General features: G+C 72.2%; 15 protein-coding genes. 6 read left to right on the top strand and 9 right to left on the bottom strand.

All coding sequences use genetic code 11. From position 1 onward, the window contains the following. Together ACFV4G_RS23510 and pulA are read right to left on the bottom strand one after the other, a co-directional pair. On the bottom strand, positions 1 to 2,025 hold a 2,025-nt coding region (locus ACFV4G_RS23510; RefSeq protein ID WP_380443463.1), incomplete at its 3' end, for a M4 family metallopeptidase. A gap of 602 nt (positions 2,026 to 2,627) precedes the next feature. Further along, positions 2,628 to 8,129 (bottom strand): pullulanase-type alpha-1,6-glucosidase, encoded by a 5,502-nt coding sequence (gene pulA, locus ACFV4G_RS23505; protein ID WP_380443461.1) that lies wholly within the window; start codon positions 8,127 to 8,129, stop codon positions 2,628 to 2,630. Positions 8,130 to 8,457: 328 nt separating this feature from the next. Between pulA and ACFV4G_RS23500 the strand changes: the two genes are divergently transcribed. Next, positions 8,458 to 9,420: a phosphatase PAP2 family protein gene (locus ACFV4G_RS23500; protein WP_380443459.1), complete on the top strand. Its 963-nt coding sequence runs from the start codon at positions 8,458 to 8,460 to the stop codon at positions 9,418 to 9,420. Positions 9,421 to 9,504: 84 nt separating this feature from the next. Here the strand turns inward: ACFV4G_RS23500 and ACFV4G_RS23495 are convergent, their stop codons facing one another. Then, on the bottom strand, positions 9,505 to 12,552 hold the full coding sequence (locus ACFV4G_RS23495; protein ID WP_380443465.1) for a bifunctional [glutamine synthetase] adenylyltransferase/[glutamine synthetase]-adenylyl-L-tyrosine phosphorylase: 3,048 nt from the start codon (positions 12,550 to 12,552) through the stop codon (positions 9,505 to 9,507). 117 nt (positions 12,553 to 12,669) lie between these two features. Continuing rightward, a complete protein-coding gene (locus tag ACFV4G_RS23490; RefSeq protein ID WP_380443457.1) occupies positions 12,670 to 13,896 on the bottom strand; it encodes a glycosyltransferase in 1,227 nt (408 codons plus the stop codon). Positions 13,897 to 14,232: 336 nt separating this feature from the next. On the opposite strand from ACFV4G_RS23490, the gene ACFV4G_RS23485 reads away from it, so the two are divergent. Then, a complete protein-coding gene (locus ACFV4G_RS23485) occupies positions 14,233 to 15,030 on the top strand; it encodes a beta-glucanase (protein ID WP_380443455.1) in 798 nt (265 codons plus the stop codon). 25 nt (positions 15,031 to 15,055) lie between these two features. Here ACFV4G_RS23485 and ACFV4G_RS23480 read toward each other — a convergent pair whose 3' ends face one another. Both ACFV4G_RS23480 and ACFV4G_RS23475 read right to left on the bottom strand, forming a co-directional pair. Then, positions 15,056 to 15,772 carry a class E sortase gene (locus ACFV4G_RS23480; protein ID WP_380443453.1) on the bottom strand — a complete coding sequence of 239 codons (717 nt, stop codon included), beginning with the start codon at positions 15,770 to 15,772 and terminating at the stop codon, positions 15,056 to 15,058. A 178-nt stretch (positions 15,773 to 15,950) separates the two neighbouring features. Continuing rightward, a complete protein-coding gene (locus ACFV4G_RS23475) occupies positions 15,951 to 17,312 on the bottom strand; it encodes a glutamine synthetase family protein (protein ID WP_380443451.1) in 1,362 nt (453 codons plus the stop codon). 164 nt (positions 17,313 to 17,476) lie between these two features. Between ACFV4G_RS23475 and ACFV4G_RS23470 the strand changes: the two genes are divergently transcribed. After that, entirely contained in the window at positions 17,477 to 19,231 is a 1,755-nt protein-coding gene (locus tag ACFV4G_RS23470; RefSeq protein ID WP_380443449.1) for an NAD+ synthase, read from the top strand. 3 nt (positions 19,232 to 19,234) lie between these two features. On the opposite strand, the gene ACFV4G_RS23465 is transcribed toward ACFV4G_RS23470, so the two are convergent. The 3 genes from ACFV4G_RS23465 to ACFV4G_RS23455 form a co-directional block, all read right to left on the bottom strand. Continuing rightward, positions 19,235 to 20,299: an endonuclease/exonuclease/phosphatase family protein gene (locus ACFV4G_RS23465; RefSeq protein ID WP_380443447.1), complete on the bottom strand. Its 1,065-nt coding sequence runs from the start codon at positions 20,297 to 20,299 to the stop codon at positions 19,235 to 19,237. Between the two features lie 212 nt (positions 20,300 to 20,511). Beyond that, complete coding sequence (locus ACFV4G_RS23460; protein WP_380443445.1) at positions 20,512 to 21,144, bottom strand: TetR/AcrR family transcriptional regulator; 633 nt, start codon at positions 21,142 to 21,144, stop codon at positions 20,512 to 20,514. A gap of 162 nt (positions 21,145 to 21,306) precedes the next feature. Further along, positions 21,307 to 22,917, bottom strand: a complete 1,611-nt coding sequence (locus tag ACFV4G_RS23455; RefSeq protein WP_380443443.1) for an MFS transporter — start codon at positions 22,915 to 22,917, stop codon at positions 21,307 to 21,309. A 262-nt stretch (positions 22,918 to 23,179) separates the two neighbouring features. Between ACFV4G_RS23455 and panB the strand changes: the two genes are divergently transcribed. The 3 genes from panB to ACFV4G_RS23440 all read left to right on the top strand — a co-directional run bounded on the left by panB (position 23,180) and on the right by ACFV4G_RS23440 (position 26,097). Continuing rightward, positions 23,180 to 24,049, top strand: coding sequence for a 3-methyl-2-oxobutanoate hydroxymethyltransferase (panB, locus tag ACFV4G_RS23450; RefSeq protein ID WP_380443441.1), 870 nt, complete (start codon positions 23,180 to 23,182; stop codon positions 24,047 to 24,049). Positions 24,050 to 24,226: 177 nt separating this feature from the next. Further along, a complete protein-coding gene (locus tag ACFV4G_RS23445) occupies positions 24,227 to 25,270 on the top strand; it encodes an ATP-binding cassette domain-containing protein (protein ID WP_380443439.1) in 1,044 nt (347 codons plus the stop codon). Next, complete coding sequence (locus ACFV4G_RS23440; protein WP_380443437.1) at positions 25,267 to 26,097, top strand: ABC transporter permease; 831 nt, start codon at positions 25,267 to 25,269, stop codon at positions 26,095 to 26,097. Before ACFV4G_RS23445 ends, ACFV4G_RS23440 begins: the two co-directional genes overlap by 4 nt. Positions 26,098 to 26,102: the final 5 nt, after the last annotated feature.

The following is a 26,102-nucleotide window of genomic DNA, read 5'->3' as shown; positions in this document are numbered from 1 at the left end:
GTAGCCGTCCAGCCACGCCTTCCAGCTGCCGCCGTGCGCCGCCTGCGACGCGCTGTTGTCGATCACACCGCTCGACGCCGTCCACGGCGCCGCCGAACCCGTCTCGAAGCCCGCGTTGCCCAGCAGCTGCGTCGGCGTGCAGCCGCCGCCACCGCCGGAGACGGCCCAGGAGAAGCTGGTCGTCGCGGTCTTGCCGCCCGCGTCGGTGACCGTGACGGTCGTGTTGTAGTTGCCCGCGGTGGAGGCCGTGCCGGAGATCACACCGGTCGAGGAGTTGATCGACAGGCCGGTGGGCAGGCCGGTGGCGGCGTACGACAGCGGCGCGGTGCCGCCCGAGGCCTGGATCTGCAGGTTCACCGAGCCGTTCAGCGCGGTGGACTGGCTGCCCGGGTTGGTGACGCTGACGCCGCCCGGGTTCGGCGGCACCTGGCCGACGTTGACGCCCGCCCACGCGAGGCCCACCTGGTAGACCTCGTTGCTGTTCGCGCCGTAGAGGTCGGTGGCCGCGCTGACCGTCGCCGTGCGCGCGGCGGCGTAGTCGGTGGTCGAGGTCATGTAGGCGGTGAGCGCCTTGTACCAGATCTGCTTGGCCTTGTCCCGGCCGATGCCCGCGACCGTGACGTTGTTGGCCGTCGGGCTGTTGTAGTTGAACCCGTTGATGCTCTTCGCGCCGCTGCCCTCCGACAGCAGGTAGAAGAAGTGGTTCGCGACGCCGGACGAGTAGTGGACGTCCAGGTTGCCGACGCCCGAGTACCACGAGTCCGCCGAGGAGCCGTCCTTGGAGGGCTGGTCCATGTAGCGCAGCGGGGTGCCGTTGCCGTTGATGTTGAGCTGGATGCCGATGAAGTAGTTCGGCGGGGTGGAGGCCAGGTTGGCGTTCCACTCGACCATCTTGCCCATGATGTCGGAGGTGGCCTCGTTGAGGCCGCCGGACTCACCGGAGTAGTTGAGCGCGGCGGTCGCGGCGGTGACGCCGTGCGTCATCTCGTGGCCGGCCACGTCGAGCGCGGTGAGCGGGTGGGTGTTGCCGGAGCCGTCCCCGTAGGTCATGCAGAAGCAGGAGTCGTCCCAGAACGCGTTCACGTAGTTGTTGTCGTAGTGGACGCGGCTGTACGCGCCGACACCGTCGTTGCGGATGCCGTTGCGGTTGAAGGCGCTCTTGTAGAAGTCCCAGGTCGCGGCGACGCCGTACTGGGCGTCCACGGCCGCGGACTCGCCGTTGCTGGCCTGGCCGTTGCCCCACGTGTCGGTGGACTTGGCGTACAGCGTGCCGTTGCCGGACGTGCCGTTGCTCATGTTGGTCGTGTACTGGCCGCCGCGGGTGCCGTCCTTGAGCTGGTACTGCCCGCCGCTCTGGGTCGTGGTGAGCGGCACGTTGCCGACGTACACGCCGGTGCCGGTGCCGGTCTCGATGGTCTCGTTCTTGCCGAGCACCTCGCCGGTCGCCGCGTCGGTGACGACGTGCAGGCGGCTCGGCGTGCCGTCGTCGCCCTTGCCGGTGACGACGGTCTCGTACGCGAGCCGCGGGGTGCCCTTGGCGGCGAAGACCACCAGGCGCGGTGCGGCCTGCAGCGCGGCGCCCGACTCGGCGGCCAGCGCGCTCTCCTGGGCCTTCGGCGCGGCGAGCGCGGGGGTGGTGTCCAGGCCCGCCAGGACGGCGTCGCTGGCCTTGGTCACGCCCTTCGTGGCGCCGGCCGCGGTCTGGTGGACGACCAGGTCGCCGCCGAGGACCGGGAGGCCGGCGTAGGTGCGCTCGTACCGCAGGTGGCGGTCGCCGTTGGTGTCCTGGACGGCGTCCTTGGCGACGAGCTTCTCCTGGCCGCTCAGCCCGATGCTCTGGGCGAGGCTCGCGGCCTGCTGGTTCGCCGACGAGAGGAGCTCCGCACGGGCGGAGAGCTGCTGGGCGACGACCGTCGGCGCGTCGGGGGCGGCCGCCTGGGCGATGACCGGGATGCCGGTCACCAGCAGCGCGGTGGTGGCGGCCATGACGACCGCCGCCTTCCGGGCGTGGGCGTAGCGGGACATGCGGACTCCTTAACCGACCGGCGCGGGTGTGCGCACGGTGGAGGGCGACCTGGGCCGCGGGGTTGCGGCGCAGTGGGGGCCCCCGGCGGCGGTGTGCGCCAGGGGTGCAGCGGTGCTCACAGAGTCAGGTGCAGAGGAGTGCAGGTGTGCGGTGCGTGCAGAGGTGCGCACGGGGAAAGCCGCCGCGGGGAGGGAGAGTTGGGGGTCCCTCGTCCGCAGCAGGGGGAATCGTGGCAGCAAATGAGCCGTTAATGACAGATGCATGCCATGGTTTGGCCGATTCGAGTCCGCACCGGGCAATCGCCAAGTGCTTCAACCGCGTTACAGGTAAAGGCACTTACAACAACGGTTTTCATGAGCGCCAAATTGTTCGGGTCCCCCGCACCGGCACTGACCAGCGCTCAGGCCGACGTCGGACCGCCCGGCCGGGGCGCAGCGTCCGCGGGGCCCGACACGTCACCATTCCGGCCGTGCCACCGCGCGGTTCCGGCCATTTCGAGCGGCCCCGGGAACGAACCCGGCACGAGCCCGGTACGGACCCCGAACGGACCCGGGCCCGGCACCGCCACAACGGCGGTACCGGGCCCGGGAGTCGGAGGTCGTCAGCCCTGGACGAACACCGCCACGGTGCGGCCGGGCACGGTGAACGTGCCGGTCGCGGCGTCGAAGCCGGACTGCTTGACCACCGGGTCCGCGCCGCCCGCCTGGACGGGGTGCAGCGCCTGGGCCGTCCCCGTCAGGGCGGACACCGTCTGGCTCTGCGCCGTGGGCGTGGCGTTGAAGACCACGGTGACACCCTTCTCGGCGCCGGCCAGACCGGTGCCGTCCAGGTGCAGGGTGATCACCCCGGGCGCCTCGGCGGCGGTGCCGGAGAGCGGGTAGGACAGCCGCTGCTGGACGTCGGCGAGGGTCGGCAGGGAGAACAGCGGCGAGGACCGCTTGATCCGCAGGAAGTCCTGGAACTGCGCCGTGGTCGCCCGGATGTCGTCCGCGCCGACGGTCAGCTTCGGGTTGGCCAGGAGCGATTGGGCCGTCGGCCAGAGCTCCTTGTTGTCCGCCGCCATCGGCAGGCCGCGGCCCCAGCCGTTGCCGTCCGCGGCACTCCAGTGGATCGCATTGAACCAGTCGCCCGAGTTGTAGGAGTTCGAGTCGAGCGACTTCGAGCGCAGCAGGTCGCTGCCCGCCTGGGCGAAGCCGGCGCCCTGGGTGAGCGCGGTGAGCGAGAGCCCGAGCGCCTGCATCCGGGCCCGGTCGGCGGGGGCGGTGCCGGTGGGCAGCTTGTAGGCGAGGGCGTCGAACAGGTCGGTGTTGTCGTGGGCGTCCACGTACTCCACCGCCTCGCCCGGCCTGCTCGCGTACCCGGTCGGGGCGCCGTTGTAGTCGACCTGGGCGCCGGTGACGGCCTTGCCGGAGCTGTCGGTGAACGCGTAGCCGGCCAGGTTGCCGGTCAGCCCGACCTTCAGCTGGTCCATCTCGTGCAGGAGCCGGGCCTTCTGCTGGTCGGGGGTGCCGTTGGCGGGCGAGCCGTTCGGGTCGGTGTACAGGCCCGAGGCGAAGCCCTGCTGCGGCGCGGAGCCGAGCATGAAGTTGCCGCCGCGGGCGGCGTCGCGCATCCGGTCGTCGAAGGTCGCGATGCCGGTGCCGGCCATGTTGGCCTGGGTGGCCTGGACGAACCGGGCGTCGTTGGCCACCGTGCCGAAGTTCCAGCCCTCGCCGTACAGGAAGACGTTCTTCCCGTCGACGCCGTCCGAGTCCGGCGTCATCTTCCGCAGCGCGGCCTGCACGTCGAGCATGGTCGACTTCGGGTCGAGGCCCATCAGGTCGAAGCGGAAGCCGTCGACGCGGTACTCGCGCGCCCACAGCGTGACCGAGTCGACGACGAGCCGGTTCATCATGGCGTGCTCGGGCGCGGTGTCGGAGCAGCAACTGTCCGTCGTCACCTTGCCGTTGGCGTCCAGCCGCTGGTAGTAGCCGGGCACCACCCGGTCCAGCACCGAGTTCCCGTCCTGGCCGCTGGCGGCGGTGTGGTTGAAGACGACGTCCAGCACGACGCGCAGCCCGGCCTCGTGCATGGCCTGCACCATCCGCCGGAACTGCACCGTGCGGGCGGTCCCGGTCGGGTCCGTGGCGTACGTGCCCTCCGGCACGTTGTAGTGCAGCGGGTCGTACCCCCAGTTGTACGCGTCGTCCGCGGCGACGGCGGCCACGCACTCCTGCTGCTTCGGGCCGTCCGGCGGAAGGGACTTGAGGTCGCAGGGCGGCAGCTTCTGCCCGGCCTTGTCCTTCGGGATGGACGCGATGTCGAAGGTCGGCAGCAGGTGGACCGTGGTCACACCGGCCTTGGCGAGGTCGCGCAGGTGCTGCATCCCGGCCGAGTTCGACTCGGTGAACGCCAGGTAGGTGCCGCGCTCGGCGGCGGGGACGGTGGCGTCCTCGACCGAGAAGTCGCGGACGTGCAGCTCCTGGATCCGCTGCTTCGCCGGCGGGACGGCCGCCGGGACGTTCTGGTCCTCCCAGCCCTCGGGCTTGAGCTCCTTGGCGTCGAGGTTCGCCACCAGGCTGCGCCTGGAGTCGGCGGACAGCGCGACCGAGTACGGGTCGGTGACGGTGTTGACGACGGTCTGCTGCACCGAGGGCGCCCAGACCTTCACCTGGTACAGGTAGTACTTGCCGTCCAACTCGGCCTTGTCGCGGACGACTTCCCACACACCGGTCTCGTCGTCCGGCTTCAGCGGCAGCGTCCTGGGCGTGCCCCCGGTGGCGCTGTCGAAGACCTGGACGGACACGTCCTGCGCGGTCGGCGCCCACACGGACAGCGCGACCTTGCCGTCGTAGTAGGCCGGGCCGAAGTCCACCCGGCCGGCCTTCCCCGCGTACAAGTCGTCCAGCACGCCCGGGATCTGCACGCCGGTCGCGGCCAACGCGGCCCCGCTCGGCAGGTGTTCGGTGAACAGCAGCTGGCTGCGCAGCGCGGCGGGCACGCGCGCGGCGTCCCGGGCGTCCACGGTGAAGGCCCGGTAGCCCGCCAGGTGCGGGAACTCGGCCTTCTGCACGTCGGTCAGCCCGCCCTGGGCGGGGGTGAGCCGGATCCACTTGCCCGGCTTGGTCAGCACGCCCTTGTCGGCGCGGATGCCGCCCGCGGGGTCGTAGACGAGCTGGGCGCTGGTGCCGCCGGCGAGCGCCGCGTCGGCGGCGCCGTAGTTCGCGGGGACGACGACGGTCTTCGCGTCGATCCACTGCGCCTTGGCGGTGCCGGGGTCCAACTGCGAGGAGGCGGCGGCGTTCTGGGGCAGGAGGTAGCCCTCGCGGCCGCCGAGGATCCACACTTCCCGGCCGTTGAGCGCGAAGTCCAGCGACTGGTCGCCCGGGAGGTCCTTGTCGTTGCCGTTGTGGAGGATGTAGCTGAGGCTGGTCGCCCCGGGGGCGAGGGGCACCTCGAAGACGTCGCCGAAGGCGTCGCGGCGGGCCGGCATCAGCGGTTTGCCCCAGTCGGTGGGGTTCGCGGCGCCGGTCCAGTCGTGCAGGCCCCAGCCGTCGTAGGCGCCGTCGGCCCGGTTGTAGTGGATGACGGCGGTGCCGGCCGGCGGGGTGCTCGTCGGGCCGGGGTCGGTGGTCCGCACCGCCGGGTCGCCCTGCTTGACCCAGACCTCGCCGGTGCTGCCCACGTCGACGTGCCGGTCGGCGTCGACGTCCTTGACGCCGTCCTTCTCGACGATGAACCCGACGTCCGAGGCGCCCGGCTTGAGCCGCACGTACGCGAAGGCGCCGTACGCGTCCCGGCCGGTGAAGCCGTGCCCGGCCGGCCACTGGGTCGACTCGCCGTCCGCGAGGTCGCCCCAGGCGTAGAGGTTCCAGCCGTCGTAGTTCCCGTCCGGCCGGTTGTAGTGCACGACGGCGTACGGGCGCGCGGTGGCCGTGGGTACGGGCTTGGGCGCCGGGGTGCCGGTGGTGAAGCTCGCGGTGGCGGAGCGCAGGTGCCCACTGGAGTCCTGCACGACGGCCTTGTAGCGGACGACCGTGCCGGGGGCGACGGCGCTCAGGTCCTGGGTGACGGCGTACTTCCCGGTGTCGGCGGTGCCGAGCGTCTGCCAGGGCCCGTCGCCGATCTGCCCGGTGAACGTGACGCGGTTGAAGCCGCCGTCCGTCTTCGCGCCGATCGTCACGAGCCCGGTCGAGCCGTCCGCGGGCGGCTGCACCGAGAGCTGCGGCGCGGCGGCGACCGGCGCGAGCCTGGCGCCCGCCTTGTAGACGACGGACGACAGCGCGGGCACGGTGACGGTCGCCTTGCGGTCGGCGCCGCTGGTCAGGTGCTCCCCCGCCGACGGGTAGATGCGGTCGAAGCCCATCCCGGCGGAGAACGTGTCCAGGGTGACCGTCTTCGCCTCGGTGGCGTTGTTGACCGCCACCAGGTACTCGACCTGCTGCCCGGCGTCGATCCGGGAGAACGCGTACACGCCCGCGCCGTCGGCGGCGTACCGCTCGATCTGGGCGCCGTCGGCGAGCGCCGGGTTGTCGCGGCGCAGCTTGGCGAGGCCGGCGATGCCCTGGTAGAGCTCGCCGCCCTGCCCGTACCGGTCAGCCGGTCCAGGGGCGCCGCCGAGCACGCGGTCGGCGTTGTAGGACGCCGTCCGCGAGGCGAACATGTCCTGCCGGGCGTCCTTGTCGCCGCCCGCGCCGGTGAAGCCCTGCTCGTCGCCGTAGTAGACGACGGGCTGCCCGCGGGTGAGGAACTGAAGCTCGTTGCCGAGCCGGTCCTTCTTCAGGAGGGTGGTGTCGTCGGCGCCCGGGTTGTCGGCGAGGAGGAAGGAGCCGAAGCGGCCCATGTCGTGGTTGCCGAGGAAGGTCGGCAGCTCGTACGCGTCGGTGTCGGCGCTGGTGTAGCGGTAGTCCTGGCCGTAGACGTCGGCGAGGTTCTTCGCCGAGCCGCCCTGCGAGACGTACGAGCGCGCGGCGCCCTGGAACGGGAAGTCGAGCGTGGCCTGGAGCCGGCCCTTGGTGACGTACGGCGAGGTGACCGCTGGGTCGCCGGAGTAGACCTCGCCGAACATGAAGAACTTCTTGTTGCCCTGCTTGGCGGCGAAGTCCTTGAGCGCCGGCGCCCACTGCTGCCAGAAGGCCATGTTGACGTGCTTGACGGTGTCGATCCGGAAGCCGTCCACGCCGGCGTCCTTCACCCACTGCTCGTAGACCTTCTCGAAGCCCTTCACCACGCGGGGGTTCTGGGTGTCGAGGTCGTCGAGCCCGCTGAAGTCGCCCTCGGTCGCGGACTCGCCGACGAAGGTCGAGTCGCCGCGGTTGTGGTAGAGCGACGGGTCGTTGAGCCAGGACGGGCTCTTGGCGGTCGCGTCGGCGGGGGTGCGGAAGACCGGGGTGTAGGGGAAGGAGTCCTTGGTGATCTTCGGCCAGGGGGCTCCGCTGTCGGCCACGGCCGTCTCGTCGACCGGGTTGCCGTCGGCGTCGAGCGTCGGGTAGGCGCCGGTCGAGCGGTAGGCGTGCTGCTGCTCGGCGTCGTCGATGACGTCGGCGGTGTGGTTGGTGATGACGTCGAAGAAGACCTTGATGCCGCGGGCGTGCGCCTTGGCTATCAGCTCCTTCAGCTGGTCGTTGGTACCGAAGTGCGGGTCGACCTGGGTGAAGTCGGTGATCCAGTAGCCGTGGTAGCCGGCGGACGCCTGGTCCCCCGTGCCCTGCACGGGCTTGTTCTTGAAGATCGGCGCCATCCAGATCGCGGTGGTGCCGAGGTTCTGGATGTAGTCGAGCTTCTGGATCAGGCCGGCCAGGTCGCCGCCGTGGTAGAAGCCCTTGTCGGCGGGGTCGAAGCCGTTGTCCAGCCGCCCGCCCGTGATGCCGCCGGTGTCGTTGGCCTGGTCGCCGTTGGCGAAGCGGTCGGGCAGGACGAAGTAGTACTGCTCGCGGGTGAGGTCGTGCCGCCCGGCGGTGGCCGCCAGTGCGGCGTCCGACGGCGGGGCGGGCGGGGCGGCGGCGAGGGCCGCGGGGGCGCCGCCGAGGGTGGCGGCGGTCAGTGCGGCGGCGAGCAGGACGGCCGTGCGGCCGGGTCTGCGTCGTGGGGTGCTCCGCCGGGGGCTGAGCGGCGTATCGGCCACTGAGGGCTCCCTTAGGGGGAAGGGGCGGTCGAGTTCCCTGGAAGCTAGCGGCCTGCAATATGTTTCAGCAAGATGCAGAAACGGTTTCGTGCCGGGAAAGTGCAGCGCACGACCGATCCGCGCACGCCTCGGGCACCCCGATTGCGCGCCCCGCACCGGTCGGCGTGACAATGGGACGTATGCCAGTCCCACCGGTAAGCACCAGACCCGACCTCACCCCCTACCCCGGTGGGAGTCGCCCCCTAACCCTCAAGGGGGACAGCCGGTGAAGAATCCACTTCCAGAGGATGAGCGGACGGCTACGGGACGTCTGGCAGACTTCTCGTCCATGGGGGAACCGACCGAGATCCAGCAAGCCGGCGCGCGGCGCGCCGACCAGGCGCACGGTGGTGGTTCCGGAGCACGCCAGGCCCCGTCCGGCGGCCCCGACGGAGCCACCCGGGCCGTCCGCTCGCGCACCGCCGCCCTGCGCGACCGCGTCCGCGACCAGCGCCGCTCGCCGGCCCGGCCGCGGATCTGGTTCGAGCTCGCCCTGATCGGCATCAGCTACTGGCTGTACTCGATCGTCCGGAACGCCGTTCCGGAGCAGGCGGCGATAGCCCAGAAGCACGCCCGCTGGATCTGGGACCTGGAGCAGAACCTCGGCGTCGCGGTCGAGCGCTCGGTCAACCACGCCGTGGACGGCGTCGGCTGGCTCATCACGGGCATGAACTACTACTACGCGACGCTGCACTTCGTCATCACGATCGGCGTGCTGGTCTGGCTCTACCGCAGCCACCCCGGCCGCTACGTCGCCGCCCGCACGGTACTGTTCGTCACCACCGGGATCGCCCTCGTCGGCTTCTACTTCTTCCCGCTGGCCCCGCCGCGGCTGATGACCGACGGCGGCTTCATCGACACCGTGAAGGCCCACGGCACCTGGGGCTCGATGGCCTCCGGACCCGCCGCGCACGTCTCCAACCAGTACGCGGCCATGCCCTCGATGCACATCGGCTGGTCGATGTGGTGCGGTCTGGCGATCTTCTTCCTGGCCCGCCGGACGTGGGTCCGGGTGCTCGGCCTGATGTACCCGCTGGCCACGCTGGTGGTCATCATCTCGACCGCCAACCACTTCTGGATGGACGCCGTCGGCGGCGAGATCTGCCTGACGGTGGGCTTCCTCGCCGCCCGCTGGATCTACCAGGAGTGGGTCTACAAGCTGCCGCGGGTGCCCGCCCGGGAGACGGCCGAGGAGCCGATCACCGTCCCCGAGCAGTGGAGCGAGCCGGCCGTCGGCAGCGGCCGCCGCTAGACCGCGAAGAGACGTACGGAGGGGCCCCGCGAGGGGCCCCTCCCGCGTTTCCGGCCCACCCCGGCTCAGCCCGGCCCACCCGGCTCAGCCGTAGAACAGCCGCTCCACGACCGCCCGGGCCCGCCGGGTCGTCCGCCGGTAGTCGTCCACCAGCTCCCCGCTGTGCCCGGCGCCGTACCCGAGGTAGCGCGCCACCCCGGACAGCTCCCTGGCCTCCCCGGGGAAGCTGTCCCCCGGCCGGCCGCGCACCAGCATCACCGCCGCGCGCACCCGGGAGGCCAGCACCCAGGCCGCGTCCAGCACGGCCGCGTCCTCCTCGCCGATCAGCCCGGCCCCGGCCGCGGCGGCCAGCGCCGCACGGGTCCGGGTGGTGCGCAGCCCCGGCAGCTCGTGCCCGTGCTGGAGCTGGAACAGCTGGACGGTCCACTCGACGTCCGCCAGCCCGCCACGGCCGATCTTGGTGTGCGTGGTCGGGTCGGCGCCGCGCGGCAGCCGCTCGGCCTCGATCCGGGCCTTGATCCGGCGGATCTCCAGGAGGTCCCGCTCCGGCACCCCGTCGCCGGGGTAGCGCAGCGGGTCGATCAGCCGGCGGAACCGCGCGCCGAGCTCCTCGTCCCCGGCCACCGGCTCGGCGCGCAGCAGCGCCTGGCTCTCCCACGCGTGCGACCACCGGCGGTAGTACGCCGCGTACGAGGCGAGGGTGCGCACCAGCGGGCCGCTGCGCCCCTCGGGCCGCAGGTCGGCGTCGACCAGCAGCGGGGGCTCGGTGGACGGCGCCGCGAGCAGCGTGCGCAGCTCGTTGCAGACCGCCTGGGCGGCCTTGGCGGCGTCCTGGTCCAGCGAGCCGAGCAGGGGCTCGTGGACGAAGAGCACGTCCGCGTCCGAGCCGTAGCCCAGTTCGTGGCCGCCGAACCGGCCCATCGCGATGACGGCGATCCGGGTGGGCAGGTCCCCGTGCTCGGCCTCCCAGCCGGCGACGCAGGCCCGCAGCGCGCCCTGCAGGGTGGCGGCGTTGAGGGCGGTGAGCGCCTCGCCCGCGGTGTCCAGGGCCTCGGCGGGGTCGTCGCCGAGGCGGCCGAGGACGTCCGCGGCGGCCGTGCGGAACAGCTCGCGGCGGCGCACCGAACGGGCGGCGGCGACGGCCGCGGCGGTGCTCCCGGCGCGGCCGACGGCGGCCAGTATCTCCTGCTCCAGGGCGGCCCGGCGGCGCGGTTCCAGGCCCTGCGGGTCGCCCAGCATGGCCACCGCCTCGGGTGCGCGCAGCAGCAGGTCGGGGGCGAGCCGCCCGGCCGACAGCACCCGGGCCAGGTGCTCGGCGGCGGCGCTCTCGTCGCGCAGCAGGCGCAGGTACCAGGGGGTGCGCCCGAGCGCGTCGGAGACCTGGCGGAAGTTGAGCAGTCCGGCGTCCGGGTCGGCCGAGTCGGCGAACCAGCCGAGCATCACCGGCAGCAGCGTGCGCTGGATCGCCGCCTTGCGGCTGACCCCGGAGGCGAGTGCGGTGAGGTGGCGCAGCGCGGCGGCCGGGTCGGCGTAGCCGAGCGCCTCCAGCCGGGCCCGGGCCGCGTCCGGGGTCAACCCGGCCGCGCCGGGCGGCAGTTCGGCGACGGCGTCGAGCAGCGGGCGGTAGAACAGCTTCTCGTGCAGCCGCCGGACCTCGACGGCGTGCCGCTTCCACTCGCGCTGCAGCGCGGCGACCGGGTCGGTGCGGGTGTCGCCGTTGATCAGCCCGGCGAGCGAGCGGGCCAGCCGGCGCAGGTCCTCCTCGCCGGTCGGCATGAGGTGGGTGCGGCGCAGCCGGTGCAGCTGGATGCGGTGCTCCAGCGAGCGCAGGAAGCGGTAGGCGGTGTCCAGCGAGGCGGCGTCGGCCCGGCCGACGTACCCGCCGCGGGAGAGCGCAGCCAGCGCCTCCAGGGTGTTGCCGCTGCGCAGCGCCGGATCGGTGCGGCCGTGCACGAGCTGGAGCAGCTGGACGGAGAACTCGATGTCGCGCAGCCCGCCGGGGCCGAGCTTGAGCTGGCGGTCGACCTCGGTCACGGGGATGGAGTCGATCACCCGGCGGCGCATCTGCTGCACGTCGGCGACGAAGTTCTCCCGGGTGGCGGCCTGCCACACCATCGGGGCCAGCGCGTCCACGTACGCGGCGCCGAGCTCGGTGTCGCCGGCCACCGGGCGGGCCTTGAGCAGCGCCTGGAACTCCCAGGTCTTGGCCCAGCGCTGGTAGTACGCGACGTGGCTGGCCAGGGTGCGCACCAGCGGGCCGTTGCGGCCCTCGGGGCGGAGGTTGGCGTCCACCGGCCAGATGGTGCCCTCGCCGGTGGTGTCCGAGCAGAGCCGGGTGAGCGCGGCGGCCAGCCGGGTGGCGGCCTTGACGGCCTCGTGCTCGTCGACGGCCCCTTGCCCGTCGACGCGGTCGGGCGGTTCGGCCACGAAGATGACGTCCACGTCGGAGACGTAGTTGAGCTCGCGCCCGCCGCACTTGCCCATGCCGATGACGGCGAGCCGGCAGGCCGCGGCGGCCTGCGGGTCCTGCTCGGCGGCGAGGTCGAGGGCGGTCTGCAGGGTGGCGCCGGCGAGGTCGGCGAGTTCGGCGGCGGTCTGCGCGAGGTCGGTGGTGCCGGAGAGGTCGCGGGCGGCGATCGCGAGCAGGCAGCGGCGGTAGGCGACGCGCAGCGCGTCGGCCGGGCTGCGGGCCGCGCCCGTCCGGACGCCCTCGGCGAGGGCCCGCCGGAAGTCCTCCGGGCCGGGGTGCATGTCCCGCAGCTCGAAGGTGACCAGGGCGTGCCAGTCGTGCGGGTGCCGGGCGAGGTGGTCGCCGAGCGCGGTGGAGGCGCCGAGGACGCCGAGCAGGCGGTCGCGCAGCGGCTTGGAGGTGGTGAGGGTGTCGCGCAGGGTGTGCCGGTCGGCCTCGTCGGCGGCCTCCAGCAGCCGGGCGAGGCCCAGCAGGGCGAGGTCGGGGTCGGCGGTGGTCCCGAGCGCGTCCAGCAGGACGGGGTCGTCGGCCAGGCCCTCCAGGCCCGGCCCCGCCAGCAGCCGGACCGCCCGCGCGGGATCGGTGAATCCGCGCCGCACCAGCCGGATCTCCGGCCGGCTGACCCGGCTCCCGGCTCGCTGTCCCTCCTCCGCCATCGCCATCGCCATGCCCTCCCGGCCCGCCCGGTCGCCCGCGCGGGTGCGCGGTCCCTGGACCTACCTTCCCAGGAGCCGGACCACCCGCGCCACGGGGGCCGTGGCGCGGGTGGGGTCAGGGTGTCAGGCTTGCTCCTGCGTCCGGTTCACCAGGTACCAGAGCACGGCCGCCAGCAGGACCGAACCGCTCGCGGCCGTGCCGGTCAGGACCAGGGAGTCGCGGTTCAGCAGGGTGCCGGAAGCCGTGCCGAGAAGGCCCGCGCCGACACCCGCGAGGGTGAGGCCGAGCCGTCTGCGCTCCGACATCCGGGTGATGACGACCCGCCGCCCCTGGCGACCGGTCCAGGAGGTCAGGTGCCGGCCCAGCACCCATTCCCGGAACATCACCCAAAGGGAAACCACGGTTCCCATGGTGCCCACCACGAGATATGCCGGATAGCAGGTGAGCGTCCGCCGGACGCCGATCTGCAGGGCGGCCGTCCCGAAGGTCAGGGCGACCATCATCAGGAACCAGACGCCCATCCAGCGGAAAGCGTCGAAATGGGTGAACCTGGTGGCCAGCTGGTAGAGCAGCGAAAGGTATCCAATGGCCATCAGGGCACTGTCCACGAGCATGGCACCGAATACCCGAGCGAATCCCCAGCTACGGAGGAAAAGCCCGCGGTGCTTGTACAGCGCCTGCGCCCAGCCGGCCGCCCAGCGGTGGCTCTGCGCCCAGTAGACGGACCAGCTGCCCGGGTCGCGCACGCACACGTAGGCGCCCGCCACGAAGCCCGCCTTGCGCCCCGCCCGGTTCATCTTGAGCGCGAGTTCGACGTCCTCGCAGAGGCTGTCGGTGGACCAGCCGCCGACCGCCCGGACCGCCTCCGTGCGGTACACGCCCGCACAGCCGGACAGCACGGCGACCCAGCCGTGCCAGGACTCCACCGTCCGGGACATCCGGTGCGCCGCCGCCCACTCGATCATGCGGGAGCGCTGGAACACGCCCTTCACGCTGTGCGGCGTGACGGACATGCAGACGCCGCCGTAGTCCTTGGCGTTCATCCGCTCCAGGCACGTCTCCAGCGCCCGGTCGGAGGCGAAGTAGCCGTCCCCGTCGAGCAGGGCCACGAACTCGGTGGTCACCTGCGCGAGCGCGAGGTTGAGCGCCTCCGGCTTGCTCCCCCGGTCGACCTCCAGCACCTCGGCACCGCACCGCCCGGCGATCGCCGCCGTGTCGTCGGTGCAGGCGTCCGCGATGACCAGCACGGTGCGCGGCACCACCGTCTGGGCGAAGGCGGACTTCACCGCGTCAGCGATGAAGTCCGCCTCGTTGTGTGCCGGGATCAGCACGGTCAGCGACTCGGTCACCGCCGGGCGAACCACTTCACGGCCGCACCGATCGCGGCGGCGGCACCGCCGGTCGCCAGCAATGCCAGCGAGGCGACACCGGTATGAGCGAGTCCGTACATAGATATTCCTCACTGCTGGTCCGAACCCTTGCGGTGAATTCACTCGCGAATTCAGAGGGAATTAACGAGCATTGGGCCACCGTCATAAAACCCGCATGATTTCTACCACGGCCCGGGCCGGTCCACAGCATTAACACACCAATCCGCGACGGGCGAACCGGGGCGGGAACGAGGAATTCATCCGGACGGCTCCACCCACTGCGCGGGCCGATCGTCCGACGGCGATCCTGACGCCATGGATCTTCGAATACTGATGGCGATGGCGGTGACGGTCGTCGCGACATGCACGGCCACCCCGTCGTCGGCCGCCCCCCTCTCCCGGCCGGTACGGGACACCACGGTGCTGCTGGAACGGTTCGACACCCTCGACGTCGGACCGGGTCGGTCCTGGGGCTGGAAGACCGCCGCGTATGCCAACTGCACCGACAATCCGAACAGTTGGAAACAGGATCGGCTGACCACCGACGCGCTGAGCACCGCCTCCGGGCACCTGACCATCACCGCCACCCACCCGGAGGACGGCTCCTGGAACACCGGCCTGCTGACCACCGGCGACTCCTGCGACTCCGGCGGCAGCGGGTTCCGGCTCCGCACCGGCGACCTCGTGACGGTCCACGTCCGGCTGCCCGCCGCGGACACCGGTGCCTGGCCCTGCCTGTGGACCTGGCAGGACGGCGGCCACGAGCTCGACCTGTTCGAGTGGTACGCCGACCACCCGGACCGGATCGAGTTCGTCAACCACCTGCGCCCCAGCAGCACCGTCTACTCCGGCCCGGACATCGGCCCCGAACGCTGGGTGTACGTGGCGGTCAGGCTCGGCACCGACACGGACACCTGGTACGTCGGGCCCTCCCAGGACCGGCTCACCGCGGTCTGGTCCGACGGGACGGGCGTCGGACCGGACTTCGCCGCCTACCTGATCCTCAACCTCTCGATCGGCGACGGGACCTTCCACGCCCCGCCGTCCCGCACCGACCCGGTCACCATGGAGACCGACCTGATGAAGGTCGACCGTCCCCTGAAGGGACGCTGACCGCGTGGTCCGGGCGGGGTGCCGCTCAGCGCAGCTCCGCCGGCAGCACCCGCCCGGGTGTCATCGCCTCCTCCCGGACCAGGCTCCCCCAGACCACCAGACGGTAGAGCGAGGTGTAGGCCGGCGTGCACGTCGTCAGCGTGATGTAGCGCCCCGGCGAGGTGTAGGGCGAGCCGACGGGCACCGGCGCGATCACGCCCACGTCGTCCGGGGAGGTCTCCGGCAGGACGCCGTCGACCCGGTAGACGTACCAGCGGGTCCTGGTCTCGACGACCACGGCGTCGCCCGGACCCACCCGGTCCAGGTCGTGGAACTTGGCCCCGTGGCCGTCCCGGTGCGCCGCCAGGGCGAAGTTCCCCTCGCCCTCCCACGGCGGTACCGAACGGTGCGGCACGGTGTACGCGCCGGCCACGCCCTCCGCCAGGGTCTCGTCGTCCGTGCCGAGCCTGATCAGCACCTGGTAGTCCCGGCCGAGGGCCGGCACGTGCAGGAACCCGAGATCGCCGTGGTCCGGCGCCGGCTCGGACCCGGGCGCCGGCGTGGCGGGCGGGGCCGCGGCGACCGCCCAGTCTCCGCGCAGCCGGGCCGCGGCCCCGTCCGCCTCCCGGTTCGCCACCAGGTCGGTCCACCAGACCGAGTACGCCGCGAACAGCACCACCACCACGCCCAGGGTCAGCAGCAGGTCGCCCAGCCCTCGAACCCCCGCCCGCACCACCGCACCGACGTTCCGCCGCTCCGCCACCCCGGCCCTCCTTCACGCCGTCGGCCCGACCATCGCCGTCACTCCAGCGGCCCCGCCCGGCCACCGCAAGCCGACACACGCCCGCGCGGCGGGACCGCCCCGGATGCAGTAACCCGCCGCGCCGGAACATGCGAAGGCCCGCCCGGCAGTGGGTCGCCGGGCGGGCCTGGGAGCCGGTTCAGAGCACCTGGAGGTTCTTGCGCAGCTCGAAGGGGGTGACCTCGGAGCGGTACTCCTCCCACTCCTGGCGCTTGTTGCGCAGGAAGAAGTCGAAGACGTGCTCGCCGAGCGTCTCGGCGACCAGCTCGCTGCGCTGCATCAGGTCGATCGCTTCGCCGAGGTTCTGCGGCATCGGCTGGATGCCCAGGGCGCGGCGCTCGGAGTCGGTGAGCGCCCACACGTCGTCGTCGGCGCCGGGCGGGAGCTCGTAGCCCTCCTCGATGCCCTTGAGGCCGGCCGCGAGCGTCACCGCGTAGGCGAGGTACGGGTTGCAGCCGGTGTCCAGCGAGCGGACCTCGACCCGGGTCGAGCCCTGCTTGCCGGGCTTGTACATCGGCACCCGGATCAGCGCCGAGCGGTTGTTGTGGCCCCAGCAGATGTACGACGGGGCCTCGCCGCCGGCGCCGGCGGTGCGCTGGGAGCCGCCCCAGATGCGCTTGTAGGAGTTCACCCACTGGTTGGTGACGGCGGCGGTCTCGGCGGCGTGCTTCAGCAGTCCCGCGATGAAGGAGCGGCCGACCTTGGAGAGCTGGTACTCGGCGCCGGTCTCGTGGAACGCGTTGCGGTCGCCCTCGAACAGCGAGAGGTGGGTGTGCATGCCCGAACCGGGGTGGTCCGAGAACGGCTTCGGCATGAAGCTCGCGTGCACGCCCTGCTCCAGCGCGACCTCCTTCATGACCAGCCGGAAGGTCATGATGTTGTCGGCCGTCGACAGCGCGTCGGCGTAGCGCAGGTCGATCTCCTGCTGGCCGGGCGCGCCCTCGTGGTGGGAGAACTCCACCGAGATGCCCATCGACTCCAGCATCGTGATCGCCTGGCGACGGAAGTCGTGGCCGACGCCGCGCGGCGTGTGGTCGAAGTACCCGGACTGGTCGGCGGGGATCGGCGGGGTGCCGTCGCCGGGCAGGTTCTTCAGCAGGAAGAACTCGATCTCCGGGTGCGTGTAGAACGTGAAGCCCTGCTCGGAGGCCTTCTCCAGGGTGCGCTTGAGCACGAAGCGCGGGTCGGCGAAGGAGGGCGAGCCGTCCGGCATCAGGATGTCGCAGAACATCCGCGCGGTGCCCGGCGTCTCCGAGCGCCACGGGAGGATCTGGAAGGTGGTCGGGTCCGGCTTGGCGATCATGTCGGACTCGTACACCCGGGCGAAGCCCTCGATCGCCGACCCGTCGAAGCCGATGCCTTCCTCGAAGGCCTGTTCCAGCTCGGCCGGTGCCACCGCGACCGACTTCAGGAACCCGAGCACGTCGGTGAACCACAGCCGGACGAACCGGATGTCACGCTCTTCGAGCGTCCGAAGCACGAACTGCTGCTGCTTGCCCATGGGGACAGTCTCACCTCTGCTCTTTACGCTCGTGTTACGCGCGGAAGACCCCCGAGGGACCCAGGGGAAGCGACTGCTCCCATCATGGCCGATCATCGGCCGCGAGGGCAGTGCCGACCCCCCTGCCAGGACATTGCGTCAGTTCGACGATTACACTGCGGACCATGCCCAATCTCCGTCTCGCCCTGAGCCAGATCGACCCCTGGGTCGGTGACCTCGCCCGCAACAGCGATGAGGTGGTGCGCTGGACCAAGCAGGCCGTGGAGGCCGGCGCCCAGCTGGTCGCGTTCCCCGAGATGGTCCTGACCGGCTACCCGGTCGAGGACCTCGCGCTGCGCCGTTCCTTCGTCGAGGCGTCCCGGGCCGCACTGGTGGAGCTGGCCGGGCGGCTGGCCGCCGAAGGGCTGGGCGAGGTGCCGGTCTTGGTCGGCTACCTCGGGCGCTCCGAGCACGCCTCCCCGCGCCTCGGCCGCCCGGCCGGCTCGCCGCAGAACTGCGCGGCCGTGCTGCACGGGGGCGAGGTGGTGACCCGCTTCGCCAAGCACCACCTGCCCAACTACGGCGTGTTCGACGAGTTCCGCTGGTTCGTCCCGGGCGACCAGCTGCCGGTACTGCGGGTGGACGGCGTGGACGTCGCTCTGGCGATCTGCGAGGACATCTGGCAGGACGGCGGCCGGGTCACCGCCGCCCGCGAGGCCGGAGCCGGCCTGCTGCTGGTGATCAACGGCTCGCCGTACGAGCGGAACAAGGACGACCAGCGGCTCGACCTGGTGCGCCGCCGCGCCGCCGAGGCGGGCTGCACCCTGGCCTACGTCAACATGGTCGGCGGCCAGGACGAGCTGGTCTTCGACGGCGACTCGATCGTCGTCGGCGCGGACGGCGAAGTACTGGGCCGCTCCCCGCAGTTCGAGGAGCACCTGATGGTGCTGGACCTCGACCTGCCGGCCGCGAGCAGCGACCACACCGACGGCCTGCTGCTGACCGACGGCCTGCACCTGGTGCGCACCGAACTGAGCGGCGAGCCGCGGCCCGCCCCCGCGGAGAAGCTCGCCGCCGAGGTGGCGCCGCGGATCTCCGACGAGGCCGAGATCTGGGCCGCGCTGGTCTCCGGCACCCGGGCGTACGCCACCAAGAACGGCTTCACGTCCGTACTGATCGGCCTCTCCGGCGGCATCGACTCCGCGCTCGTCGCCTCGATCGCGGTCGACGCGATCGGCGCCGAGAACGTGTACTGCGTCTCGATGCCGAGCCGCTACTCCTCCGAGCACTCCAAGGACGACGCGGCCGACCTGGCCCGCCGCACCGGACTGCACTTCCGCACGGTCTCCATCGCCCCGATGTTCGACGCCTACCTGGCGGCCACCGAACTGACCGGTCTGGCCGAGGAGAACCTGCAGTCCCGCCTGCGCGGCACCCTGCTGATGGCGATCTCCAACCAGGAGGGGCACATCGTGCTCGCGCCCGGCAACAAGAGCGAGCTGGCGGTCGGCTACTCGACCCTGTACGGCGACTCGGTGGGCGCGTTCGGCCCGATCAAGGACGTCTACAAGTCGCTGATCTTCCGCCTCGCCCGCTGGCGCAACGAGGAGGCCGAGCGGCGCGGCGAGGCGCCGCCGATCCCGGAGAACACGATCACCAAGCCGCCGTCCGCCGAGCTGCGCCCGGACCAGGTGGACAGCGACTCGCTGCCCGACTACGACCTCCTGGACAGCGTGCTGGCCCGCTACATCGAGGGCGACGAGGGACGGGACGCGATCGTCGCGGCCGGCTTCGACCCGGCGGTCGTGGACCGGGTGGTGCGGCTGGTGGACACCGCCGAGTACAAGCGGCGCCAGTACCCGCCGGGCCCGAAGATCTCGGTCAAGAACTTCGGCCGGGACCGCCGCCTGCCGATCACCAACCGCTGGCGGCGCGGCTAGGGATCACTGGAACCGGTAGGCGGCGGCCACCGCGAGGTGGTCGCTGCCGTCCCGGGGCAGGGTGCGGGACTCGACCGGGCGCAGGCCGCCCTTGCTCATGATCTGGTCGATCCGCGCCATCGGGAAGGACGACGGCCAGCTGAAGCCGAAGCCGTCCCCCGCCGCGCCCTGGGCCGAGCGCATCTGCGAGGTGACGGGCGCCAGGCTGCGGTCGTTCATCGTGCCGTTGAGGTCGCCGAGCAGCAGCACCTTCTTGAGCCGCTCGGCCTGGATCGCGTCCCCGAGGGCCTGTGCGCTGACGTCCCGCTGGGCGACGGTGAAGCCGCCCTCGGCCTTCAGGCGGACGGACGGCAGGTGCGCGACGTACACCGCGACCGGGCCCTGCGGGGTGGTGACCTCGGCCCGGAAGGCCCGGGTCCAGCCCATCCTGAGGTCCACCGGCTGGACGTCGGCGATCGGGTACTTCGACCACAGGCCGACGGTGCCCTCGACCGCGTGGTACGGGTACGCCGGCGCGAGGCCGGTCTCGTAGCCGCGCAGCGCCTTGCCGGCCAGCTCCTGGAGGGCGACGATCTGCGCGCCCGAGTCCACCAGGTTGCGGACGGTGCCCGGCACGTCGGTGTTGCCGGCGGCCACGTTGTGGGTGACCACCGTCCAGTCGCCCTGGCCGCCGCTCTTGTCGGTGACCAGGCCGCCGAAGAGGTTGACCCACAGCACCGCGGGCACCAGCAGGGCGATCAGCGCGGTGGCCGAGCGCCGCAGCAGCGCGGGTACGAGCAGCACCGGCACGGCCAGGCCGAGCCAGGGCAGGAACGTCTCCAGGAGGCTGCCGAGGTTGCCGGGACTGTTCGGCACGTCGGCGTGGAAGCCCAGCAGGAGGCCGGTGACCAGGGCCAGCGCGGCGACGACGAGACCGCGCCGCCACGCGGTGGCACCGCGGCCGTCCCGGCCCCAGTGCCGCAGGCCCAGGAAGCGTCCGCCCAGGTCCCCCCGGACGCGCGCGGCACCCGCGGGGGCCGGGGCACTCTCCTCGCCCCTCACCCGGTCGGTCCTGTCCGCCTGCGTCATCCGTGGCTCCCGTTCGCTCGTGCCCTCGCCCGTCCGCCGCCCGGCCCGTGGGGGTACGGGCGGCATGCCGGACTGGTGCCGGTTTGATCGGATCCCGGCTCAGCCTATGCCGGGACAGACGCGGGGCCGCCGGAGCGGGTTCCGGCGTGGCCCGCTTTGGTGAGCGAGGCCACGCCGGGGGCGGACGGGAACGGACGGGGACGAACCGGCGTTCAGGCGCCGGGCGCGAGGCCGTCGAGCAGGGCGTCGATCATCTTGCCGGCCAGCTCCGGGTCCTCCAGGTCGGAGTCGTCCCACAGGATGCTGCGGTAGAGGATCGGGCCCATCAGGAGGTCGCCGAGCAGCTCGATGTCGAGGTCGGCGCGGAGCACGCCTTCGTCGACGGCCCGGCGCACGAGCGCGAGCGCGGCCTCGCGCCGGGGCCGCACCACCCGCTCGTGGTAGGCCTTGTGCAGCTCGGGCAGGCTGTGCATCTGGCCGAAGGCGGCCTTGAGGATCCAGCGGCTGCGCTTGGCGAGGCCGCGCCGCCGCATGTAGTCGATCATCGCGACCAGGTCGTCCCGGGCGCTGACGCCGGTCGGCTCCGGCATCGCGATCTCCAGCCGGCTGACCACGTCGACCAGCAGGGCCTCCTTGTTGGGCCAGCGCCGGTAGATGGTGGCCTTGCCGACGCCGGCGGCGGTGGCGATGCCCTCGATGGTCAGCTCGGACAGGTTCGCACCGCCCGCCATCAGGTCCTCGACCGCGGTGAAGATGGCCAGCTCGGCGGCCTCGCTGCGCGGACGGCCGCGGCGGACGGCCGCGCAGGTCGGCGCGGCCTCGGCGGTCGGGGTGTCCGTCTTCATCCCGCTGGTCTCCCTGGATGTGCGCGGGCGCGGGGGCGCCGTTCCGTTGTCTCCGATGGTGGTCCGTGGCGGCGGACCGCGGCCCTGCCGCGCCGGGTGCCCCCGGGGCGGCAGGGCTCAGGGCCCGTCTTCGGACTCATTGTCGCTCAGGTGGGCCGCCGGTCAGGCGTCGGCCACCGCGCTCTCGCGGCGGTCGGCGACCTCGGGCGCCGCGGCACCGGGCCCGCCGGTGGGACCGGCGGCCTTGCGCGGGAGCAGGAACCAGGCGATCAGCGCGCCGGCCACGGTGATGCCCGCGGAGAGCGAGGCGACCACGTGCATGGCGCTGATGAACGCGTCGTCGGCGGGACCGAGCAGCGCCGCGCCCTTGGGGCCCATCCGGCCGGCGATGGCCAGGGTGGCCTCCAGGGACTCGCCCGCCTTGTCGCGCAGCTCCGCCGGGAACCCGGCGAGGGTGTCGCTCATGTGGTCGCGGTAGACGGTGGAGAGCACCGCGCCGAGGACGGCGACGCCGAGCGAGCCGCCGACCTGGCGGAAGGTGTTGTTGACGGCCGATCCCGCGCCCGCCTTCTCGCGGGGCAGCGAGCCCATGATCGCGACGGTGACCGGCGGCATGACGTGGGCCATGCCGGCGCCCATGAGCAGGCCGAGCACGATCAGCACCCAGATCGGCGTGGTGGCGGTCAGCACGGCGTAGCCGACGAAGCCGGCCGCGATCAGCAGCATGCCGACGGCGGCGGTGGCGGCGACGCCGAAGCGGTCGACCACGAGCCGGGCCCGGGGCGCGAACACCAGCTGGGCGGCGGCCAGCGGGAGCATCAGCAGACCGGCCTGCAGCGCGCTGTAGCCGCGCACGCTCTGGATGTAGAAGACGCCGAAGAACGAGACGCCCATCAGCGCGAAGAACACGACGCCGACCACGACCACGGAGGCGCTGAACACCTTGTTGCGGAACCACGTGACGTCCAGCGCGGGGTGTGCGGTGCGGCGCTCGAACCAGACGAACGCGGCCAGGGCCACCAGGCCGATCAGCACCGGCCCCCAGGCCTGCACGTCGGTGAAGTCGGCGAGCTCGCCGCCCTTGATGATGCCGAAGATCAGCGCGACCAGGCCGATGATCGACAGCAGTACGCCGACCGGGTCGAGCCGGCCCGGGTTCGGGTCCTTGGACTCCGGCACCAGGATCACCATCGCGATCACCGCGACGATGACGATCGGCACGTTGATCAGGAAGACCGAGCCCCACCAGAAGTGCTCGATCAGGACGCCGCCGGTGATCGGGCCGATGGCGATGGCGAGACCGACCGCGCCGGCCCAGACGCCGATCGCCTTGGGCTGCTCGGAGCGCTCGAAGACGTTCATGATGATGGCCAGCGTGGCGGGCATCGCGAGCGCGGCGCCGACGCCCATCAGGGCGCGGAAGCCGACGAGTTGGCCGGGCGTGCCGGCCATCGCGGAGAGCAGCGAGGCGATCCCGAAGACGACCATGCCGGCGAGCAGCGCGCGCTTGCGGCCGAAGCGGTCGCCGAGCAGGCCCGAGGTGAAGAGCAGCCCGGCGAACACCAGCGTGTAGGAGTTGATCGACCATTCCAGGTCGCTCTGGGTGGCGCCGAGTCCGACCGGCGCCGGGGTCGCGATGGTCTTCATCGCGACGTTGAGGATCGAGTTGTCGAGCACGACGACGAGCAGGGCGAGCACCAGGGTGCTCAGGATCGCCCAGCGGCGGCGGTGGATGGCTTCCGGCACGCGAGGCGGCGCGGCTGCGGTGGTCATTGGTCTTCCCGTCCGTGATGGTGTGGCACTGGCGGGCAATTCCGAGCCGCGGACGTCTCGTAACCCCCCGAACAGCGTAACCGCATTTTCGATACGAGACGACGCCGTATCGCAAAATGGCGGCAAAGACCCCCGGTGTGCCGCAGATCGCACCGGGCCCTGTGCACCTGTCTTTGCGCAGCCGTCCGGGCGTGCAAGCATGGAGGGGATCCGGGGACGCCGTACGGCGCCACGAGACGACAACCCTTCAGGAGCCTGTTCGATGAACGCTTCTTCGCCTTCGCCTGCCCAGAACCAGGCGTCGCCCGCCACCCTCTACGGCGGGGTCACCAACCGACGCGTCACCGTCCGCGACCTCGCCGCCGCCAAGCAGCGCGGCGAGAAGTGGTCCATGCTCACCGCCTACGACGCCCTCACCGCGGGCGTGTTCGACGAGGCCGGCATCCCCGTCCTCCTGGTCGGCGACTCGGCCGGCAACTGCCACCTCGGCTACGAGACCACCGTGCCGGTGACCATGGATCAGATGGTGATGCTCTCCGCCGCCGTCGTCCGCGGCACCAAGCGCGCGATGGTCGTCGCCGACCTGCCGTTCGGCTCCTACCAGGAGTCCCCCGCCCAGGCCATGCACAACGCCGCCCGCCTGATGAAGGAGGCCGGCGTCGGCGCGGTCAAGCTGGAGGGCGGCGAGCGCAGCGCCCGTTCGATCGAGCTCCTGACCGAGGCCGGCGTCCCGGTGATGGCGCACATCGGCCTCACCCCGCAGTCCGTGTACGCCCTCGGCGGCTACCCGGTCCAGGGCCGCGGCGACGAGGCGGCGCACCAGCTGCTGCGCGACGCGAAGGCCGTCCAGCAGGCCGGCGCCTTCTCGGTCGTGCTGGAGGCGGTGCCCGCCGAGCTGGCCAAGCAGGTCACCGAGCAGCTCGCGATCCCGACCGTCGGCATCGGCGGCGGGCCCGACACCGACGCCCAGGTCCTGGTCTGGACCGACATGGCCGGCATGACCGCCGGCCGGGTGCCCAAGTTCGTCAAGCAGTACGCCAACCTGCGGGCCGTCCTCGGCGACGCCGCCCGCGCGTACGCCGAGGACGTCCGTGCCGGCACCTTCCCCGCGGCCGAGCACAGCTTCCACTGACGCGCCGCCGGCCGGCCCCGCTCCCCGCCCCGGGAGCGGGGCCGCAGCCGTTTCCGGGGGCCCGCACCGGCGGCGCTGTCACGCCCGGCCGCCCGTGACAGCGGGGTGACAGCGCCGCGCCGGGCCCTCCCCCGCGATGACAGCCCGCTGACAGCCGGGCCGGACACCCTTCGGGGCATGACACGAATCGCCACCACCCCGAACGACCGGCCCGGCTCCCGGCAAGCCGTCGCCGCGGGCAACGCCGTCGAGGTCCGCGGCATCGTCAAGCACTTCGGTGACACCAAGGCCCTCGACGGGGTCGACCTCACCGTGGCCGAAGGCACCGTCCGCGCCCTGCTCGGCCCCAACGGCGCCGGCAAGACCACCCTGGTGCGGGTCCTGTCCACGCTGATCAAGCCGGACGCGGGCACCGCGTTCGTCGGCGGCTACGACGTCCTGCGCCAGCCCAAGCAGCTGCGCCGCACCATCGGCCTGACCGGCCAGTACGCCTCCGTGGACGAGCTGCTCTCCGGCTACGAGAACCTCTACCTGATCGGCCGGCTGCTCGACCTCCCCGGCCGTGAGGCCAAGGCCCGCGCCACCGAGCTGCTGGAGCGCTTCTCGCTCACCGAGGCCGCCAAGCGGATCGCCAAGACCTACTCCGGCGGCATGCGCCGACGCCTCGACCTGGCCGCCAGCATGATCGGCCGCCCCCGGGTGCTCTACCTGGACGAGCCCACCACCGGCCTGGACCCGCGCACCCGCAACGAGGTCTGGGACGAGGTGCAGCGGATGGTCGCCGAGGGCAGCACCGTGCTGCTGACCACCCAGTACATGGAGGAGGCCGAGCAGCTCGCGAACGAGCTGACCGTCATCGACCGCGGCCGGGTGATCGCCAACGGCGGCGTCGCCGAGCTCAAGGCCAAGGTCGGCGGCCGGATCCTCCAGGTCCGCCCGGCCCACCCGGCCGAACTGCCGGAGATGGCCCGCTGCCTGCACGAGAACGGCATCTCCTCCGCCACCTTCTCCCCCGACGACGGCCTGCTCGCGGTACCGCTCGTCGACGAGCAGCAGCTCACCACCGTCATCGGGGTGCTCGGCGGACGCGGCTTCGCGATCGCCGGCATCGACACCAAGGTGCCCAGCCTGGACGAGGTCTTCCTCGCCATCACCGGCAAGCCCACCGCCGACGCGGCCACCACGGCCGCCGCCGGCCTCGTCAAGGAGCCCGTCGCATGACCACCGCCACGCTCGCCCCCGCCCGGGTCGAGGACTCCGGCGCCGACGACACCCGGATCGGCCTGGCCGGCACCCTGCGCCACATCGGCGCGCTGACCCGCCGCAACCTGATGCGGATCAAGGCCGACCCGGAGTCGATGTTCGACGCCGTGCTGATGCCGATCGTCTTCACCGTGCTGTTCGTCTACGTCTTCGGCGGCGCCGTGTTCGCCGGCGACCAGGACAAGTACAAGCAGTTCATGATCCCCGGACTGCTCGGGCAGACCGGCATGACGCTGGCGCTGGCCGTCGGCACCGGCCTGAACACCGACTTCCAGACCGGGGTGATGGACCGCTTCCGCACCCTGCCGATCGGCCGGGCCTCCGTCCTGCTCTCCAAGATCGTGGCCGAGACGCTGCGGGCCCTGCTCTCCTCCGCGATCCTGCTGACCTTCGCCTTCATCCTCGGCTTCGAACTGAAGACCGGCGTGCCGGAGCTGCTGGCCGCGATCGGCCTGTCGCTGGTGTTCGGCATGTCGATCGTCTGGATCTCCATGCTGCTGGGCATGTCGCTGCGCAGCGCCCAGGCCGTCCAGGGCGTCTCCATGCTGGTCCTGATGCCGATGCAGTTCGGCAGCTCGATCTTCGCGCCGACCAGCACGATGCCGGGCTGGCTGCAGGCCTTCACCAAGGTCAACCCGCTGTCCGCGCTGGCCGACGCCTCCCGCGCGCTGCTCAACGGCGAGGGGGCGGTGGCCCACCCGGTGATGATCGTGCTGATCTGGTCCGCCGCGTCGACCGCGATCTTCGCCCCGCTCGCGGTGGCGCGGTTCCGCAAGCGGGTGTGACGGCC

It is taken from the genome of Kitasatospora sp. NPDC059747 (genome assembly GCF_042732955.1).
In the GTDB taxonomy this organism is placed as follows: Bacteria; Actinomycetota; Actinomycetes; order Streptomycetales; family Streptomycetaceae; genus Kitasatospora.
Note: the sequence above shows the minus strand (reverse complement) of the source record. Positions and strands in the feature narration are given on the sequence as shown.

What these genes read in the sequence shown, in the direction of transcription:
- ACFV4G_RS23485 (WP_380443455.1), top strand. Translation starts at nt 14,233, where the DNA reads ATGGATCTTCGAATACTGATGGCGATGGCGGTGACGGTCGTCGCGACA.
- ACFV4G_RS23455 (WP_380443443.1), bottom strand. Translation starts at nt 22,917, where the DNA reads ATGACCACCGCAGCCGCGCCGCCTCGCGTGCCGGAAGCCATCCACCGC.
- ACFV4G_RS23475 (WP_380443451.1), bottom strand. Translation starts at nt 17,312, where the DNA reads ATGGGCAAGCAGCAGCAGTTCGTGCTTCGGACGCTCGAAGAGCGTGAC.
- ACFV4G_RS23445 (WP_380443439.1), top strand. Translation starts at nt 24,227, where the DNA reads ATGACACGAATCGCCACCACCCCGAACGACCGGCCCGGCTCCCGGCAA.
- ACFV4G_RS23460 (WP_380443445.1), bottom strand. Translation starts at nt 21,144, where the DNA reads ATGAAGACGGACACCCCGACCGCCGAGGCCGCGCCGACCTGCGCGGCC.
- ACFV4G_RS23470 (WP_380443449.1), top strand. Translation starts at nt 17,477, where the DNA reads ATGCCCAATCTCCGTCTCGCCCTGAGCCAGATCGACCCCTGGGTCGGT.
- ACFV4G_RS23495 (WP_380443465.1), bottom strand. Translation starts at nt 12,552, where the DNA reads ATGGCGATGGCGGAGGAGGGACAGCGAGCCGGGAGCCGGGTCAGCCGG.
- ACFV4G_RS23465 (WP_380443447.1), bottom strand. Translation starts at nt 20,299, where the DNA reads ATGACGCAGGCGGACAGGACCGACCGGGTGAGGGGCGAGGAGAGTGCC.
- ACFV4G_RS23440 (WP_380443437.1), top strand. Translation starts at nt 25,267, where the DNA reads ATGACCACCGCCACGCTCGCCCCCGCCCGGGTCGAGGACTCCGGCGCC.
- ACFV4G_RS23500 (WP_380443459.1), top strand. Translation starts at nt 8,458, where the DNA reads ATGGGGGAACCGACCGAGATCCAGCAAGCCGGCGCGCGGCGCGCCGAC.
- panB (WP_380443441.1), top strand. Translation starts at nt 23,180, where the DNA reads ATGAACGCTTCTTCGCCTTCGCCTGCCCAGAACCAGGCGTCGCCCGCC.